11 protein-coding genes are annotated in these 17298 nt (G+C 65.0%); 4 read left to right on the forward strand and 7 right to left on the reverse strand.

What is annotated here, in order from left to right; genetic code table 11:
• Window positions 1-2 precede the first annotated feature (2 nt).
• Both aceK and BJD12_RS10040 read right to left on the reverse strand, forming a co-directional pair.
• Entirely contained in the window at window positions 3-1742 is a 1740-nt protein-coding gene (aceK, locus tag BJD12_RS10035; protein ID WP_005987948.1) for a bifunctional isocitrate dehydrogenase kinase/phosphatase, read from the reverse strand.
• Window positions 1739-2698: a LysR substrate-binding domain-containing protein gene (locus BJD12_RS10040; RefSeq protein ID WP_005987946.1), complete on the reverse strand. Its 960-nt coding sequence runs from the start codon at window positions 2696-2698 to the stop codon at window positions 1739-1741. Before BJD12_RS10040 ends, aceK begins: the two co-directional genes overlap by 4 nt.
• 104 nt (window positions 2699-2802) lie before the next feature.
• On the opposite strand from BJD12_RS10040, the gene BJD12_RS10045 reads away from it, so the two are divergent.
• Window positions 2803-3042 (forward strand): hypothetical protein, encoded by a 240-nt coding sequence (locus BJD12_RS10045; RefSeq protein ID WP_005987944.1) that lies wholly within the window; start codon window positions 2803-2805, stop codon window positions 3040-3042.
• Between the two features lie 77 nt (window positions 3043-3119).
• Here BJD12_RS10045 and BJD12_RS10050 read toward each other — a convergent pair whose 3' ends face one another.
• The 5 genes from BJD12_RS10050 to BJD12_RS10070 all read right to left on the reverse strand — a co-directional run bounded on the left by BJD12_RS10050 (window position 3120) and on the right by BJD12_RS10070 (window position 9091).
• The gene (locus tag BJD12_RS10050) at window positions 3120-5351 is read right to left on the reverse strand and encodes an NADP-dependent isocitrate dehydrogenase (RefSeq protein WP_005987942.1); all 2232 of its coding nucleotides are present in this window, start codon (window positions 5349-5351) and stop codon (window positions 3120-3122) included.
• 386 nt (window positions 5352-5737) lie between these two features.
• The gene (locus BJD12_RS10055; RefSeq protein WP_005987940.1) at window positions 5738-6292 is read right to left on the reverse strand and encodes a hypothetical protein; all 555 of its coding nucleotides are present in this window, start codon (window positions 6290-6292) and stop codon (window positions 5738-5740) included.
• A gap of 103 nt (window positions 6293-6395) precedes the next feature.
• A complete protein-coding gene (locus BJD12_RS10060) occupies window positions 6396-6689 on the reverse strand; it encodes a LysM peptidoglycan-binding domain-containing protein (RefSeq protein WP_005987938.1) in 294 nt (97 codons plus the stop codon).
• A 103-nt stretch (window positions 6690-6792) separates the two neighbouring features.
• Window positions 6793-7608 carry an NADPH-dependent 7-cyano-7-deazaguanine reductase QueF gene (gene queF / locus BJD12_RS10065; RefSeq protein ID WP_005987935.1) on the reverse strand — a complete coding sequence of 272 codons (816 nt, stop codon included), beginning with the start codon at window positions 7606-7608 and terminating at the stop codon, window positions 6793-6795.
• A gap of 175 nt (window positions 7609-7783) precedes the next feature.
• On the reverse strand, window positions 7784-9091 hold the full coding sequence (locus BJD12_RS10070; RefSeq protein WP_005987933.1) for a M20 family metallopeptidase: 1308 nt from the start codon (window positions 9089-9091) through the stop codon (window positions 7784-7786).
• A 305-nt stretch (window positions 9092-9396) separates the two neighbouring features.
• Between BJD12_RS10070 and BJD12_RS10075 the strand changes: the two genes are divergently transcribed.
• From BJD12_RS10075 to BJD12_RS10085, 3 genes are all read left to right on the forward strand, one after another.
• Window positions 9397-10635, forward strand: coding sequence for an efflux RND transporter periplasmic adaptor subunit (locus tag BJD12_RS10075; RefSeq protein WP_005987931.1), 1239 nt, complete (start codon window positions 9397-9399; stop codon window positions 10633-10635).
• Window positions 10636-10727: 92 nt separating this feature from the next.
• Window positions 10728-13976: an efflux RND transporter permease subunit gene (locus BJD12_RS10080; RefSeq protein WP_005987930.1), complete on the forward strand. Its 3249-nt coding sequence runs from the start codon at window positions 10728-10730 to the stop codon at window positions 13974-13976.
• Between the two features lie 133 nt (window positions 13977-14109).
• Window positions 14110-17250 (forward strand): efflux RND transporter permease subunit, encoded by a 3141-nt coding sequence (locus tag BJD12_RS10085; protein ID WP_005987928.1) that lies wholly within the window; start codon window positions 14110-14112, stop codon window positions 17248-17250.
• The last annotated feature ends 48 nt before the right edge of the window (window positions 17251-17298 follow it).

A 17298-nucleotide genomic window follows, 5' to 3' on the forward strand; every position in this document is an offset into this window, starting at 1 on the left:
CGCTACGCCAGCCGCCGCGACTCCGCATACGGCGGCGTGTCCGGGTAATCGTCTTCGCGCAGGCGGGCCTGCAAATCACGCCACCATTGCGGGTCGAACAGTTCCGGGTGGATGTGCTTGACCGCTTCCAGCTGCGAGGCCGGCAAGCCCATGAACAGGGCGAAGCGTTCGGGAAACACATCGCGCGGACCGACGTGGAACCAGGGTTCGGCGGCGAGTTGTTCTTCGTAGGTGGTGGGCGTGGGCCAGTCACGGAAGCTGCATTCGGTGATCAGGCACAGCTCGTCGTAGTCGTAGAACACCGCACGCTGGTGGCGGGTGATGCCGAAGTTCTTCAGCAGCATGTCGCCGGGAAAGATGTTGTTGCGCGCCATGTCCTTGATGGCCTGGCCGTAGTCCAGCGCCGCCGCATGCGCGGCCTCGGGCAGTTGTTCGCGCAGATACAGATTGAGCGGGCGCAGGCGCCGTTGCACGTAGCACAGCGCGATCAGTACATCGTCGCCATCTTCGCTCAGGCTCGTTGCGCAGCTGGTCTGCAGCTCCTGCAGCAGCGCCGGCGAGAAGCGCGATTTGGGAAAGCGCAGGTAGCGATACGGCTGCGCGTCGAGCAGGCGGCCGATGCGGTCGAGCTGGAAGACCAATTCGTATTTGCCCTCCACCTGCGCGCGGCTCATGGTCTTGGGATAGGCGAAACGATCACGAATCAGTTTGAACACCAGCGGATAGCTGGGCAGCGTAAACACCACCATGACCATGCCCGGCGTGCCATCGGCATGCACCAGCTGCTCGGTCGGCTGCGCCTGGAAATGGCTGAAAAACGTCCGATAGCGTTCGGTCTTGCCCTGCTTGGCGCGGCCCAGCATGGTGTACAGCTCATCGACCGGCTTGTGGGTCAACAGGCTGCGCAGGAACACCACCGCATCGCCGACCGTCGACAGGTCGGCTTGAAAATAACTGCGCGAATTGCTGAACAGTTGCGCGACATCGCTGCGCTTGGTCAACACCGCTTCGGCGCGCAGGCCAGCTTTGTCGTTGACCAATGCGATCACGCACGGCGAGAAGCGATGTTCACCGAACACGCGGCCAACCAGATAGGCGCGGCGCTCGCGGTAGAACACCGTCTCCAGCAACTCCACGCTGCGCACCGGGTGCTCGCCCCAGTGCGCCAGATCGTCGAGCAGGCGCACGGCAATGGCCGCCGCGCACCTTGTGCGGTGCGCATACGGCACTGCAAATGCGTAGTCACCCAATACCCGCACCAGCATGTCGGTCAGCCGGCCGGGCGAGACCGCGTAGGTATGACGTGCCACCGGCACGGTGATGGCATCGGTGGGTTCGATATCCAGCGCAATGAATTCGATATCGGCATCCACGCCATGGGTGCCGAAGTAGCGCCGGGTCAGGGTGTTGTAGAACGTCTTGTACAGCTCCTGATCGATCAACCCGTCCAGCAGTGCAGCGTAGTGATTGCGCGCGCGCATCCACAGCGCGCGATCGTGCGCCTGTCCCAGCAGCACTGCACGCAGGCGCAGCATGCACTCGGTGATGTACTGGTCGTAGAGCGCAATGCGCGCCACCGCGTCCTCGCGCGCACCGCTCCAGTCGCGCATTTCGAAACGCTGCCGGGCGCGCGCGGTGATCTCGGAAAAGCGGGCGTGATAATCCTCGAAGGCTTCATACACCGCGTGGGCGATTGCCAGCGCGCGGCGTTCGGACTGCGGCGGTAACGGTGGCTGGCTCATGGCGGCAGTGTCCTGGAGCGCTTGCGACGGCGCGGGGCGGGCGGTGTAGCCGGCGACGCGATGGCGGCCTGCTGTGCATGAGCGACATGTTCGCGCGCCTGCACCTGCAACCACGCGCGGAACGCAAGAAAACCAGCATGCGCAGCCGAGCGTGGCGGATACACCAGATAGTGCGACCAACCGGTCTTGAGCCGTTGCGCGGACAACGCCACCAGCTGGCCGGACGCCAGCAGCAGGCGTGCGCGCGTGACGCGCCCCAATGCCACGCCGACACCATCCAGCGCGGCGCGGTGATGCGCCTCGGATTCGTCGAGCACTGCGACATACCGCCGTGGCGCCTGCCCGCCGAACGCCGCAAACCAGCGCAGCCAGGCGTCGTCCGGGTCGCCCAGCAATGGCCAGTGCTGCAGCGGCGGTGCGTCCGCGCCACCCATGCGCGCGATCAGGGCGGGGCTTGCCATCGGGACCAGCCATTCGTCGAACAGCGGTTCGGCGATGACGCCCGGCCATTGCCCGGCGCCAATGCGCATGGCGCCATCAACCTGCTGCTGGCGCTCGAAATCCACCAGCCGCTCGCTGGAGAACAGATTGATCTCGATGGTGGGGTGGTCGGCCAGAAAACCGCCCAGGCGCGGCACCAGCCAGGTGGATGCCATCGATGGGGTGATGCTCAGGGTCAGCGTATCCTCGCGGCGCGGGCCGAACGGCTGAAACGCTTCGGCGATCGCATCCAGATGCGGTGCGATGCGCTCCAGCAATTGCTGACCTTGCGGCGTGGCGGTCACGCCACGCGCATGCCGCTGCAACAGCGGATAGCCCAAGCGTTGTTCGAGCACACGCATCTGGTGGCTGAGCGCGCTGACGGTGAGATGCATCGCGGCAGCGGCGCGCGACAGGTTCCCCAGGCGCACCGCGCTGACGAAGCCTTGCAAGGCATGAAGCGGCGGACGCGACATGGGCAGACCCTTGAATTGAATTCAAAACGATTTTGCAAAAGCCTCGCTTTTGCCGCCCCTAGCCTGCGCCTACTGTGGATTCCACTCAAGTGGAGGCGGAATCAATGCGCATCTTTACCGACTTGCTGTTCCAGCACGGGCACATTGCCGACGTGGAACTGGCGCAGCGGCTGGCCGAACCAGACGCTGTGGCGGACCCCGCAGCGCCGCAGGCCGCGTCGGCCCCTCCCGCGACCGACGCGGAACACATCGACGCGGCGCAACGCGCCCGGCGCGAACAGCGCATGGTGCGCCGCACGCGCCGCCTGCTGCGCGCCATCACGGCGCTGTCGCCTTTTCGCTGAAATGACAAGGCCCGCCTCTGGAGGAGGCGGGCCTTGGGTGTCACTGCAGTTCACGCACCGACAGGCGGTGCCGCCGATCAGGCCTTCAACGTTGCCAGGATGTCGTTGAAGGTCTTGCTCGGGCGCATCGCCTCGCTGACCTTGGCCAGGTCGGGGTGGTAGTAGCCGCCGATCTCGACCGGCTTGCCTTGCGCACCGTTGAGCTCGGCCACGATGGTGGCCTCGTTGTCGGTCAGCGCCTTGGCCAGCGGTGCGAACTTGGCCTGCAGCGCGGTGTCTTCGGTCTGCGCGGCCAGGGCCTGCGCCCAGTACATCGCCAGATAGAAATGGCTGCCGCGGTTATCGAGCTCGCCCACCTTGCGCGCCGGCGATTTGTTGTTGTCCAGGAACTGGCCGTTGGCCACGTCCAGCGCCTTGGCCAGCACCGCGGCCGACGGGTTGTCGTAGCGGTTGCCCAGATGTTCGAGCGAGGCGGCCAGGGCCAGGAATTCGCCCAGCGAATCCCAGCGCAGGCAGTTCTCTTCGACGAACTGCTGCACGTGTTTGGGCGCCGAGCCACCGGCGCCGGTCTCGAACAGGCCGCCGCCGGCCATCAGCGGCACGATGGAGAGCATCTTGGCGCTGGTACCCAGCTCCATGATCGGGAACAGGTCAGTGAGGTAGTCGCGCAGCACATTGCCGGTGACCGAGATGGTGTCCTGACCCTTGCGGATGCGCTCCAGCGAAAACGTGGTGGCCTCCACCGGCGGCAGGATGCGGATGTCCAGGCCGTTGGTGTCGTGATCCTTCAGGTATTTCTCGACCTTGGCGATGACCTGCGCGTCATGCGCGCGCGCGGTGTCCAGCCAGAACACGGCCGGGGTATCGCTCAGGCGTGCGCGCTCGACGGCGAGCTTGACCCAGTCCTGGATCGGCGCGTCCTTGACCTGACACATGCGCCACAAATCGCCGGCTTCCACGGCGTGTTCGAACACCGTCTTGCCGTTGCCGTCGGTAACCTTGACGGTGCCGACGCCAGGCATCTGGAAGGTCTTGTCGTGCGAGCCGTATTCTTCGGCCTTCTGCGCCATCAGGCCGACGTTGGGCACCGAGCCCATGGTGGCCGGGTCGAACGCGCCGTGCGTGCGGCAGTCGTCGATCACTGCTTGATACACGCCGGCATAGCAACGGTCCGGAATCACTGCCTTGGTGTCCTGCAGCTTGCCTTCGGCATTCCACATCTGACCGGAATCGCGAATCATCGCCGGCATCGACGCATCGACGATCACGTCGCTGGGCACATGCAGGCTGGTGATGCCCTTGCCCGAGTTGACCATCGCCAGGCCCGGGCGCTGTGCGTATTCGGCCTGGATATCGGCCTTGATTTCGGCTTGCGTCGCTTCCGGCAGCGACGTGATACGTGCGTACAGATCGCCGATGCCGTTGTTGGGATCAAAACCGACCGACTTGAGCGCATCGGCATGCTTGCTCAGCGTGTCCTTGTAGAACTCACCGACCACCACGCCGAACAGCACCGGGTCGGACACCTTCATCATGGTGGCCTTGAGGTGCACCGAAAACAGCACGCCCTTCGATTTCGCATCGGCGATCTGTGTATCGATAAAGCTGGCAAGCGCGCGCTTGCTCAGCACGGCGGCATCGACGATCTCGCCCGCCTTCACCGCCACCTTGTCTTTCAGCACCGTGCTGTTGCCGTCGGCACCAACGAATTCGATCTTCAGCGTGCCAGCGTCGGCCAACGTGGTCGACTGCTCGCTACCAAAGAAATCACCGGCGTCCATGTGCGCCACATGCGACTTGGACGCGTTGCTCCACTTGCCCATGCGGTGCGGATGCTTGCGTGCGTAGTTCTTGACCGACAGCGGCGCGCGGCGGTCGGAATTGCCTTCGCGCAGCACCGGGTTCACGGCGCTGCCCTTGACCTTGTCGTAGCGCGCCTTGGTGTCTTTTTCGGCAGCGTCCTTGGGCTCGTCCGGATAGGCCGGCAGCGCATAGCCCTGGTTCTGCAATTCCTTGATCGCGGCCTTGAGCTGCGGCACCGAGGCGCTGATGTTGGGCAGCTTGATAATGTTGGCTTCCGGCGTGGTGGCCAGTTCGCCCAGCTCGGCGAGGTCGTCGGCGATCTTCTGCTCCTCGCTCAGGCTTTCGGGAAACAGCGCCAGGATGCGACCAGCAAGCGAGATATCGCGTGTTTCGACCACGATCCCGGCGGTATCGGTGTAGGCATCGATGATCGGCAGCAGCGACTGCGTGGCCAGGAAGGGAGCTTCGTCGGTGAGCGTGTAAAGGATCTTCGGTGTCTTCGACATGAGGTGCGATGGCTCTTGTGGTCGGGAGGAGCGCCGATGCCCAGCGACGTTGACGTTGGCGTGCGCGACGGGGGTCGCTGGCAGCACGCCGGTCGGCCAGCGCGGTGGACGCGGCATTGGATCAGCACGGCATTGTCGCGTCTGAGCAGCGGCCGGGTAAAGCGACCACAGGCGGACGCTTCATCCCGCCACACGGCCAATCGGAATGGATGCAGCTGTAACGAATCCGTTGCGGAATCGACGCGCAGCAAGAAGGCGCGATCTTGCAACCGCGCCTTCTTGCTGTCGATTGATACAAGCAGACAGTGCGCTGCGGACAGAGAGCCGCCTATGCAGAGTCCAGTTGCATCAGATAGCCACCTCGTCAGGTATTTGCTGCGTGGCAATCACTTGACCGTAATGGTCTGCGGGTTGCCGGCTGGCTTCCCGTCGACCATCGCCTGCGCGGTGTAGGTACCGGCCGGCCAGCCGTCGGGTTTGCTAAAACTGAGATTGGTGGTCTCCGCACCAGAGGTAGTCAGCGTGGCGTTCTGCTCGCCGGCGACCTGACCATCCTGATAGGTGAGCTTGGCCGACACCGCCACATTGCTCGCGCTGCCATCGGTCTTGACCGACACAATGATGGTGTCCTTCGTGCCGATGGTGGCGGCCGGGGTCACCGTCTTGTCGGCGGCGGCCTTGGTGCCGACGGCGACACTGGAGACCGTCACGGCAGATCCGGTCGCAGCTGCGGTGTCGGTGCTGGCAGCGCCGGTCGCAGTGCTTTGTCCTGACTGATCGCTGGCGGGTGGCGTTGCAGCTGGGCCCGGCATCGCGTCAGTGGCCGCGCCGGAGGTAGGATCCTTCGAAACGCTTGCATCTTCGTCCTTCTTGCAACCGGACAATGCGAGCACGCCGGCAAGCGCGATCACGAGCGTGCTTGAAACGGATTTGGTACGCATGGGTCAATCTCCAACGATCGAGAAGTATTGTTTCTGGAATGTTTTGCAGACTCCGATGCGTCCGCATCGTATCTCTGCAATGCAAGGACGGTTACGCCCGCAGCTACGCTTTATGCGGCAAACGCAATACCTGGCCCGGGAAAATCTTGTCCGGATCCTTGAGCGTTTCGCGATTTGCTTCAAAAATGCGCGGCCACAAGGCGCCATCACCGAGGTGACGTTTGGCGATGCTGGACAGACTGTCGCCCGCTTGCACGGTAATCGATTCCTCGACCAGCTCTGCAGTGCTCTGCACGCTGGTGCGCACGTTGGAAAAATCCGGCGCGGGCGTCACCTCGGCGGTGCTGTCGACCGACGATGTCACAGTGGAAAAATCTGCTTTTTTATCTGCGCTCATTGCTGCGTTCCTTCGTGCATCACGAGGACTGCAGGGTGCGTGGAGCGCTGTTAAGCGTGGATCGCGCCACCGTGAAGCTGGCGCGATTCTCCAAGGCGGCGACTTACTGGCGCAGGTCGCGAAAGATCGACAGCGGCATCGGTACGCTGGGCGAGCTGCGCAACGGGTTGATATCCAGCCCGCCACGCCGGGTATAACGCGCTTCGACCACCAACCACTCCGGCGCGCAACGGGTCAGCACGTCGTTGAATATGCGCTCCACACATTGCTCGTGAAACTCGGCGTGATCGCGGAAACTCACCAGATAGCGCAACAGGCCCTCACGATCGATGCGGGTCCCCCGATAGCGCAGCGTGACGCTGGCCCAATCCGGCTGACCGGTGACCGGGCAATTGGATTTGAGCAATGCCGAGGTCAGCACTTCTTCCACTGCGGAGCCTGCCTGCGCGCGCAGATACGCCGCATTGGGCGGGCCGTAATCGTCGATGGTGATATCTAGCGTATCGATCGACTCGCCCTCGCCCACGGTATCGATCGGCGGCAAGCCGAACTCCACCGACACATCCGCGCCAGCGCGCGTGGACAGGTCGGTGGCAATGCGCGTGCGCACCGCTTCGGCACTGTTGAAGCGCGTGGCATTGAGCGAGTTGAGATACAGCTTGAGCGATTTGGATTCGATCAGCGACGGCGAATCGCAGGGCACGTGCAACGTGGCTGTTGCAACGCACGGCTTGCCCTGTGCATCGAGCCAGCTCAGCTCGTAGGCGTGCCAGCGATCGCGCCCGATAAACGGCAAGGCGCCGGTCAGGCCGATCGCCTCGCGGCCGGCCGCGCGCGGAATGGGAAATAGCAGCGACGGGTCGTAGCCACTGGGGTAGGCGACCTCACGACCGAGGGCGGAATCTTCTGGGGTATTCATCCCGCCATTTTAGGCCGCAAGTGCTGGCCGTGAGGTGTATGGCAATGCGGACACACAGAGCAAAAAGCACGGCGGGTTGCCGGAAGGCCAGGCCTACCCATCTGCCATCGAAAAAGGGGATCCGCCCAGCCGCAGGCGAATCCCCAATCCCCGATCCCGATTTCCCGATCCCCATTCACCCCTGCTGCAGATAATCCAGCGACACCTGCAACAACGCGCGCAGGCCCACATCCAGCGACGACTCGTCGAGCAAGAACTGCGGCGAATGGTTGCTGGGCGCGGTGGCCGGGTCGACGCCTTTGGCGGTGGAACCAACGAAGAAGAACATCGACGGCACCTGCTGGGCGTAGAACGAGAAGTCTTCCGCGCCCATCTGCAACGGCGGTTCGTACACGTTGTCGGCGCCCACCACGGCCTGCAGGCTGGGCAGCATCTTGGCCGTCAGGGCCGGGTCGTTGACCGTGGCCGGGTTGCCGTCCTGGTCAGGTACCTGCGCATCCACCTTGGCGCCATGCGCGGCGGCGGTGTGTTCGGCCACGTTCTTGAGATCGGCAAAGATCTGCTGGCGCATGCCTTCATCGAAGGTGCGGATGGTGCCGACCATTTCCACGTCGTCGGGGATGATGTTGTAGCGGATGCCGCCCTTGATGGCGCCGAAGCTGAGCACCGCCGGCTGCTTGGACAGGTTGGCGCGGCGGCTGACCACCGTCTGCGCGGTGGAAATCATGTCGGCGCTTGCCACGATCGGGTCGATACCGTTCCACGGCGCCGAGCCATGGGTCTGCCGGCCGATCATCTTGATCGCGAAGCGGTCCGAGGCCGCCATCAGCGGGCCGCTGCGCACCGCAATCTTGCCGGCCTGCACGCTGGAGAACACATGCAGGCCGAACACCGCCTGCGGCTTGAAGTCGGTGAACAGACCTTCCTTGAGCATCAGCGAGGCGCCGCCTTCCTCGTTGCCCGGCGCTCCCTCTTCGGAGGGCTGGAAGATCAGCATCACCTCGCCGGGTAGCTGGTCGCGCATGCCTACCAACGCCTCCGCCACGCCGAGCAGGATGGCGGTATGGGCATCGTGGCCGCAGGCGTGCATCACCCCGACCTGCTCGCCGCGGTACTCGGCGGTGGCCTTGGAGGCGAACGGCAGCCCGGTCTGCTCTTTCACCGGCAGCGCATCCATGTCTGCGCGCATGGCGATCTTCGGGCCGGGCTTGCCACCCTTGATGATCGCCACAACGCCATGATGGGCGATGCCGGTGCGCGGCTTGAGGCCAAGCTTGCGCAGCTGCGCGGCCACGGTCGCGGCGGTGCGCTCCTCTCGATTGGACAACTCCGGGTGCTGGTGGAAGTCGCGACGCCACTGCACCACCTTGGGCTGCAGCGCGCCGGCGACGGCCTGAACGTCGGGCCGCGGCGCGGCCTGTGCGGCGGCAAGCGTGGGCAGGGCCAGCAGCAGCGTGCTGGTCAGCAGACGGGAATGGCGCATCGAGAATCCTCCAATGAATGGCCTTTACTGTAGTGCACCCACACTGCCGGAGCGCGGCATGGGCAACGCCGATGTCACGGTAGGCAACGCCCGTGTGCGCCGGCCAGTGGTAGGGGCCGATTCAGCCCCGCGGTCAACCGCAGCGGCGCTGACGCGTTGCCGCTGCACGCATCACTGAACGATGCGGTCGTTTCGCTCGATGAGCCGTTACTTCAGTAACGCTCAATTGCCCGGACGCAACGATATGCTTCGCAAGCCGCCCCACGGTCGCCCCAGGCGCCCGGCCCGCCCTCAGGAGTTGTCGCATGTCGCGTTTTTGGAAGATCACACTGCTGGTCGTAGCGGTGCTCGTCGTGGTGTTTGTCGCAATGCGGATGATGGGCGGGGGCGATCACGGCAAGCGGGCGGACGCGCCGGATGGCAATGGCACCGAAAACAGCGGCCCGGTGCCGGTGACGGTGGTGGCGGCAACAACCCAGGACGTGCCGGTCTATGCCAGCGCGCTGGGCACGGTGACCGCGCTCAATACGGTCACGGTCAGCCCGCAGGTCGGCGGCCAGCTAATGAGCCTGAATTTCAAGGAAGGCCAGGAGGTGAAGAAGGGCGACCTGCTGGCGCAAATCGACCCGCGCACGCTGCAGGCCAGCTACGACCAGGCATTGGCAGCCAAGCGGCAGAACCAGGCACTGCTGGCGACCTCACGGGTGAATTACCAGCGCTCCAACGACCCGGCCTACAAGCAGTACGTCTCGCGGACAGACCTGGATACCCAACGTAACCAGGTGGCGCAGTACGAGGCCGCGGTGTCGGCCAACGATGCGCAGATGCGCTCGGCGCAGGTGCAATTGCAGTTCACCCGCGTCACCGCGCCGATCGACGGAATCGCCGGCATCCGTGGCGTGGACGTGGGCAACATCGTCAGCAGCAGTTCGACCATCGTGACCCTGACCCAGATCCGCCCGATCTACGTGTCCTTCAACCTGCCCGAGCGCGAGCTGCAGGCCGTGCGCAGCGGCCAGGCGGCGGCGCCGCTGGGCGTGGCGGCGCTGGATCGCGGCGATGCGCATGTGATCAGCGGCAACGGCAAGCTGGATGTGATCGATAACCGCATCGCCGCCGACAGCGGCACCTTCGGGGCCCGTGCGATCTTCGACAACACCGACAACGCATTGTGGCCGGGGCAGTTCGTCAACGTGCGGCTGCAGCTGCGCACCATCTCCGGCGGCACCGTGGTGCCGACCCAGGCGGTGCAGCGTGGCCCCGACGGGGACTACGTCTACGTGGTGGGCAACGACAACACCGCGCAGATGCGCACCGTGGTGCAAGGCGTGGAAGTGGACGACAGCCATGTGCAGGTCACCAAGGGCCTCAAGCCGGGCGAACGCGTGGTCACCGAAGGCCAGTTCCGGCTCAAGCCGGGCAGCAAGGTCAGCGCGCTCAAGCCCGGCGAAACCCCGCCCGAGCCGACCGAGGCCGAGCTCAAGGCCGCGCAGGACAAGCAGGGCCGCGGTGGCGGCGGCCGTCGCGGTGGCGGTCCGCGCTAACGCATAACCGCTGGCGACGGGACCTCCGTCGCCAGCGCGCGTCGGCGCTGCGTGCGCCGGCATCGATTGACGTCTTCAGCAAGGACACCCCCGTGGGCTTTTCGACCATCTTCATCCGCCGTCCGATCGCCACCTCGTTGTTGATGGCGGGCGTCCTGCTGTTGGGCATCCTGGGTTACCGGCAGTTACCGGTGTCGGCCTTGCCGGAAATCGACGCGCCCAGCCTGGTCGTGACCACCCAGTACCCGGGCGCCAACGCGACCACCATGGCCTCGCTGGTGACCACGCCGCTGGAGCGCCAGTTCGGGCAGATCTCCGGCTTGCAGATGATGACCTCCGACTCGTCGGCGGGCCTGTCCACGATCATCCTGCAGTTCTCGATGGACCGGGACATCGATATCGCCTCGCAGGACGTGCAGGCGGCGATCCGCCAGGCCACCCTGCCCTCGTCGCTGCCATACCAGCCGGTCTACAACCGGGTCAATCCGGCCGACGCGGCGATCCTTACCCTCAAACTCACCTCCGATTCGCTGCCGCTGCGCGAGGTCAACCGCTACGCCGATGCGATCCTGGCCCAGCGCCTGTCGCAGGTGCCTGGCGTGGGACTGGTGTCGATCGCCGGCAACGTGCGCCCTGCGGTGCGGATCCAGGTCAACCCGGCGCAGCTGTCGAACATGGGCCTGACCATGGAGTCGCTGCGCAGCGCGCTGACCCAGACCAATGTCAGCGCACCCAAGGGCTCGCTCAACGGCAAGACCCAGTCCTACAGCATCGGCACCAACGACCAGCTCACCGATGCGGCGCAGTATCGCGAGACCATCATCAGCTTCGCCAACGGCCGCCCGGTGCGCCTGGCCGATGTCGCCAACGTCGTGGATGGGGTGGAAAACGACCAGCTCGCCGCCTGGGCCGATGGCAAGCCAGCGGTGCTGCTGGAAATCCGCCGCCAGCCCGGTGCCAACATCGTGCAGACGGTAGAGCAGATCCGCAGCATCCTGCCGCAGCTGCAGTCGGTGCTACCGGCCGACGTGCATCTGGAGGTGTTCTCCGACCGCACCGAAACCATCCGCGCCTCGGTGCACGAGGTGAAGTTCACCCTGGTGCTGACCATCGCGCTGGTGGTGGCGGTGATCTTCGTGTTCCTGCGCCGGCTGTGGGCCACCATCATTCCGTCGGTCGCGGTGCCGTTGTCGCTGGCAGGCACCTTCGGGGTGATGGCGTTTGCCGGCATGTCGCTGGACAACCTGTCGCTGATGGCGCTGGTGGTGGCCACCGGCTTCGTGGTCGACGATGCGATCGTGATGATCGAAAACATCGTGCGCTACATCGAACAGGGCAAGAGCGGGCCGGAGGCGGCCGAAATCGGCGCCAAGCAGATCGGCTTCACCGTGTTGTCGCTGACCGTTTCCCTGGTGGCGGTGTTCCTGCCGCTGCTGCTGATGCCCGGCGTCACCGGGCGGCTGTTCCATGAGTTTGCGTGGGTGCTGTCGATTGCGGTGGTGATCTCGATGCTGGTGTCGCTGACGCTGACGCCCATGATGTGCGCCTACCTGCTCAAGCCCGATGCCCTGCCCGAAGGCGAAGACGCGCACGAACGCGCCGCGGCGGCCGGCAAGACCAATCTGTGGACGCGCACCGTGGGCGTCTACGAGCGCAGCCTGGATTGGGTGCTGGCGCACCAGCCGCTGACCCTGGCAGTGGCGATCGGCGCGGTGGCATTGACGGTGGTGCTGTATGTGGCGATCCCCAAGGGCCTGCTGCCCGAACAGGACACCGGCCTGATCACCGGCGTGGTGCAGGCCGATCAGAACGTGGCCTTCCCGCAGATGGAAGAGCGCACCCAGGCAGTGGCTGCCGCCCTGCAAAAGGACCCGGCAGTGACCGGCGTGGCCGCCTTCATCGGTGCCGGCACCATGAACCCGACCCTCAACCAGGGCCAGTTGTCGATCGTGCTGAAGACGCGCGGCGACCGTGATGGCCTGGACGAGGTGCTGCCACGCCTGCAGAAGGCGGTGGCCGGCATTCCGGGCGTGGCGCTGTTCCTCAAGCCGGTGCAGGACGTCACCCTGGACACCCGCGTGGCGGCCACCGAATACCAGTATTCGCTCTCGGACGTGGACAGCAACGAGCTGGCCACCTGGGCCGGGCGCATGACCGAGGCGATGCGCAAGCTGCCCGAGCTGGCCGATGTGGACAACAACCTGGCCAACCAGGGACGTGCGCTGGAACTGAGCATTGACCGCGACAAGGCCAGCATGCTCGGCGTGCCGATGCAGACCATCGACGACACGCTGTACGACGCGTTCGGCCAGCGCCAGATTTCTACCATCTTCACCGAGCTCAATCAGTACCGCGTGGTGCTGGAAGTGGCGCCGGAATTCCGCAGCAGCACCGCGCTGATGAACCAGTTGGCGGTGGCCAGCAACGGCAGCGGCGCGCTGACCGGCACCAATGCCACCAGTTTTGGCCAGGTGACCTCGTCCAACTCGTCCACCGCCACCGGCGTGGGCGCGCAGAACACCGGCATCGTGGTCGGCGCCGGCAGCATCATTCCGCTGGCCTCGCTGGCCGAAGCCAAGGTCACCAACACCCCGTTGGTGGTGAGCCACCAGCAACAGCTGCCGGCGGTGACCATCTCGTTCAATCTGGCGCCGGGGCACTCGTTGTCGCAGGCGGTGGCGTCGATCGAGAAGGCACGCGAAGACCTGAAGATTCCGAGTCAGGTGCATGCGCAATTCGTCGGCAAGGCGGCCGAATTCACCGGCAGCCAGACCGATATCGTGTGGCTGCTGCTGGCCTCGATCGTGGTGATCTACATCGTGCTGGGCGTGCTGTACGAGAGCTACATCCACCCGCTGACGATCATCTCCACGCTGCCGCCGGCCGGCGTCGGCGCGCTGCTGGCGTTGATGATGTGCGGGCTGAGCCTGTCGGTGGACGGCATTGTCGGCATCGTGCTGCTGATCGGCATCGTCAAGAAGAACGCGATCATGATGATCGACTTCGCCATCGACGCCCGCCGCGAAGGCGCCAATGCGCATGAGGCGATCCGCCGTGCCTGCCTGCTGCGCTTCCGCCCGATCATGATGACCACCGCCGCCGCCATGCTGGGCGCCTTGCCACTGGCGCTGGGCACCGGAATCGGCTCGGAACTGCGGCGCCCGCTCGGCATCGCGATCGTCGGCGGCCTGCTGCTGTCGCAGTTGGTGACGCTGTACACCACCCCGGTGATCTATCTGTACATGGAACGCGCCGGCGAGCGGCTGCGCGACTGGCGCGCGCGCCGTGCGGCACGCCGTGACGGCATGAACCCGGCGCCGACCTCGGAGCGCCCGGCATGAGGACCGGTAGCGTCATCGCCGACCGGCACGCAGGCCCGCAGCGTCGCCGGCGCGCCTGCGCCAGTGACATCTGCTTTGGCTTTGGCCTTTACCGATTCCCGATTCCCGACTCCCGATTCCCGGCGCCCCGCCCATGAACATCTCCGCGCCCTTCATCAAGCGCCCGATCGGCACCTCGTTGCTGGCGATCGGTTTGTTCGTGATCGGAGTGATGTGCTATCTGCGGCTGGGCGTGGCGGCGTTGCCAAACATCCAGATCCCGGTGATCTTCGTGCACGCCACGCAGTCCGGCGCCGATGCCAGCACCATGGCCTCCACCGTCACCGCACCGCTGGAACGCCACCTGGGCCAGCTGCCCGGCATCGACCGCATGCGCTCTTCCAGCTCGGAGAGCAGCAGCATGGTGTTCATGGTGTTCCAGAGCGACCGCAACATCGACTCGGCCGCGCAGGATGTTCAAACGGCAATCAATGCGGCGCAATCGGATCTACCGTCCGGGCTCGGGACGCCGATGTACCAAAAAGCCAATCCGAACGACGACCCGGTGATTGCCATTGCGTTGACCTCGGACACGCAATCGGCCGATGAGCTCTATAACGTCGCCGATTCGCTGCTGGCACAGCGCCTACGGCAGATCACCGGTATCAGCTCGGTGGATATCGCAGGCGCATCGACGCCGGCAGTGCGTGTGGATGTGGATCTGCGTGCGCTCAACGCGCTGGGTCTAACCCCCGACGATCTGCGTAACGCGGTACGCGCCGCCAACGTGACCTCGCCGACCGGATTTCTATCCGACGGCAACACCACCATGGCCATCGTCGCCAACGATGCGGTGGCCAAGGCCGCCGATTTCGCGCAGCTGGCCATTTCCACCCAATCCAACGGACGCATCGTGCGGCTGGGCGATGTGGCCACCGTCTACGACGGCCAGCAGGACGCGTATCAGGCCGCCTGGTTCGACGGCAAACCGGCGGTGGTGATGTATGCCTTTACCCGCGCCGGCGCCAACATCGTCGAGACCGTGGACCAGGTCAAGGCGCAGATTCCCGAATTGCGCGCGTATTTGCAGCCCGGCACCAAGCTCACTCCCTACTTCGACCGCACGCCCACCATTCGCGCCTCGCTGCACGAGGTGCAGGCCACGCTGATGATCAGCCTGGCGATGGTGGTGCTGACCATGGCGCTGTTCCTGCGCCGATTGGCACCGACGTTGATTGCTGCGGTTACCGTACCGTTGTCGTTGGCCGGCTCGGCGCTGGTGATGTACGTGCTGGGCTTCACCTTGAACAATTTGAGCCTGCTGGCCCTGGTGATCGCCATTGGCTTTGTGGTCGACGATGCGATCGTGGTGATCGAGAACGTCATGCGCCATCTGGACGAAGGCATGCCGCGTCTGGAAGCTGCCTTGGCCGGTGCGCGCGAAATCGGCTTCACCATCGTTTCGATCACCGCCTCGCTGGTGGCGGTGTTCATTCCGATGCTGTTTGCCAGCGGCATGATCGGCGCGTTCTTCCGCGAGTTCACCGTGACCCTGGTGGCGGCGATCGTGGTGTCGATGCTGGTGTCGCTGACTTTGACCCCGGCGTTATGCAGCCGTTTTTTGTCCGCGCATACCGCGCCGGAAAACCCGAGCCGTTTCGGCGCCTGGCTGGACCGCATGCACGAGCGCATGTTGGCGGTCTATACGGTGGCGCTGGACTTTTCGTTGCGGCACGCGCTGTTACTGTCGCTGACGCCCTTGCTCTTGATCGCCGCCACCATCTTTCTCGGCGGTGCGGTCAAGAAGGGGTCGTTTCCCGCACAGGACACCGGCTTGATCTGGGGGCGCGCCAATTCCAGCGCCACGGTGTCGTTTGCAGACATGGTCAGCCGCCAACGTCGCATCACCGATATGCTGATGGCCGACCCGGCAGTGAAGACCGTCGGCGCACGCCTGGGCTCCGGTCGTCAGGGGTCCAGCGCTTCATTCAATATCGAGCTGAAAAAGCGCGCCGAGGGCCGCCGCGACACCACCGCACAAGTCGTCGCACGCCTCAGCGCCAAGGCCGACCGCTACCCGGATCTGGACCTGCGCCTGCGTGCCATCCAGGACCTGCCAAGCGACGGCGGCGGCGGCACCAGCCAGGGCGCGCAATACAAGGTGTCGCTACAAGGCAACGACCTGGCGCAGCTGCAGGAATGGCTGCCCAAGGTGCAGGCCGCACTGAAGAAGAACCCACGCTTGCGCGACGTCGGCACCGATGTGGACACGTCCGGCTTGCGCCAGAACATCGTGATCGACCGGGCCAAGGCTGCGCGCCTGGGAATCACGGTCGGTGCGATCGATGGTGCGTTGTATGGCGCGTTCGGCCAGCGCTCGATTTCCACCATCTACTCCGACCTCAACCAGTACAGCGTGGTGGTCAACGCACTCCCGTCGCAGACCGCCACGCCCAAGGCACTGGATCAAATCTTCGTGCCCAATCGCGCCGGACAGATGGTGCCCATCACCGCGGTTGCCACGCAGATGCCCGGGCTGGCGCCGCCGCAGATCACCCACGACAACCAGTACACCACGATGGATCTGAGCTACAACCTTGCGCCGGGCGTGAGCACCGGCGAGGCGGATCTGATCATCAAGAACACCGTGGAGGGCTTGCGCTTGCCGGACGGCATCCGCATCAGCGATGGCGGCGGCTTCAACGTGCAGCTCAGCCCCAACTCGATGGGCATCCTGTTGCTGGCGGCGGTGCTCACCGTCTATATCGTGCTCGGCATGCTCTACGAGAGCCTGATCCACCCGGTGACCATCTTGTCTACGCTGCCGGCGGCCGGTGTCGGCGCGCTGCTGGCATTGTTCCTGACCAACACCGAGCTGTCGGTGATCTCGATGATTGCGTTGGTGCTGCTGATCGGCATCGTCAAGAAGAACGCGATCATGATGATCGACTTCGCGCTGGTGGCGCAGCGCGTGCACGGCATGGATGCGCGCGCAGCCGCTCGCGAGGCCTCGATCGTGCGCTTCCGCCCGATCATGATGACCACGATGGTGGCGATTCTGGCGGCGGTACCGCTGGCGGTGGGCCTGGGCGAAGGCTCCGAACTGCGCCGCCCGCTCGGCATCGCGATGATTGGCGGCCTGGTGTTTTCGCAGAGCCTGACCCTGCTCAGCACCCCGGCGCTGTATGTAATCTTCTCGTGCCTGAGCGAACGCTGGAAGGCACGTCGCGCACGTGCGCGCGCACGCCGTGCCGAACGCGCTGCGGCGCGTCGTCCGGCGGCACAAGCGCACTGAGGTTTCGCAACGACCGACCGCATGGCCCGGCGTTGCGCCTTCAGTGCG

The organism is Xanthomonas vesicatoria ATCC 35937 (genome assembly GCF_001908725.1).
Lineage (GTDB): Bacteria > Pseudomonadota > Gammaproteobacteria > Xanthomonadales > Xanthomonadaceae > Xanthomonas > Xanthomonas vesicatoria.

Coding starts and splice junctions, on each gene's coding strand:
- BJD12_RS10085 (WP_005987928.1), top strand. CDS start 14,110: ATGAACATCTCCGCGCCCTTCATCAAGCGCCCGATCGGCACCTCGTTG.
- aceK (WP_005987948.1), bottom strand. CDS start 1,742: ATGAGCCAGCCACCGTTACCGCCGCAGTCCGAACGCCGCGCGCTGGCA.
- BJD12_RS10075 (WP_005987931.1), top strand. CDS start 9,397: ATGTCGCGTTTTTGGAAGATCACACTGCTGGTCGTAGCGGTGCTCGTC.
- BJD12_RS10050 (WP_005987942.1), bottom strand. CDS start 5,351: ATGTCGAAGACACCGAAGATCCTTTACACGCTCACCGACGAAGCTCCC.
- BJD12_RS10070 (WP_005987933.1), bottom strand. CDS start 9,091: ATGCGCCATTCCCGTCTGCTGACCAGCACGCTGCTGCTGGCCCTGCCC.
- BJD12_RS10060 (WP_005987938.1), bottom strand. CDS start 6,689: ATGAGCGCAGATAAAAAAGCAGATTTTTCCACTGTGACATCGTCGGTC.
- queF (WP_005987935.1), bottom strand. CDS start 7,608: ATGAATACCCCAGAAGATTCCGCCCTCGGTCGTGAGGTCGCCTACCCC.
- BJD12_RS10040 (WP_005987946.1), bottom strand. CDS start 2,698: ATGTCGCGTCCGCCGCTTCATGCCTTGCAAGGCTTCGTCAGCGCGGTG.
- BJD12_RS10055 (WP_005987940.1), bottom strand. CDS start 6,292: ATGCGTACCAAATCCGTTTCAAGCACGCTCGTGATCGCGCTTGCCGGC.
- BJD12_RS10045 (WP_005987944.1), top strand. CDS start 2,803: ATGCGCATCTTTACCGACTTGCTGTTCCAGCACGGGCACATTGCCGAC.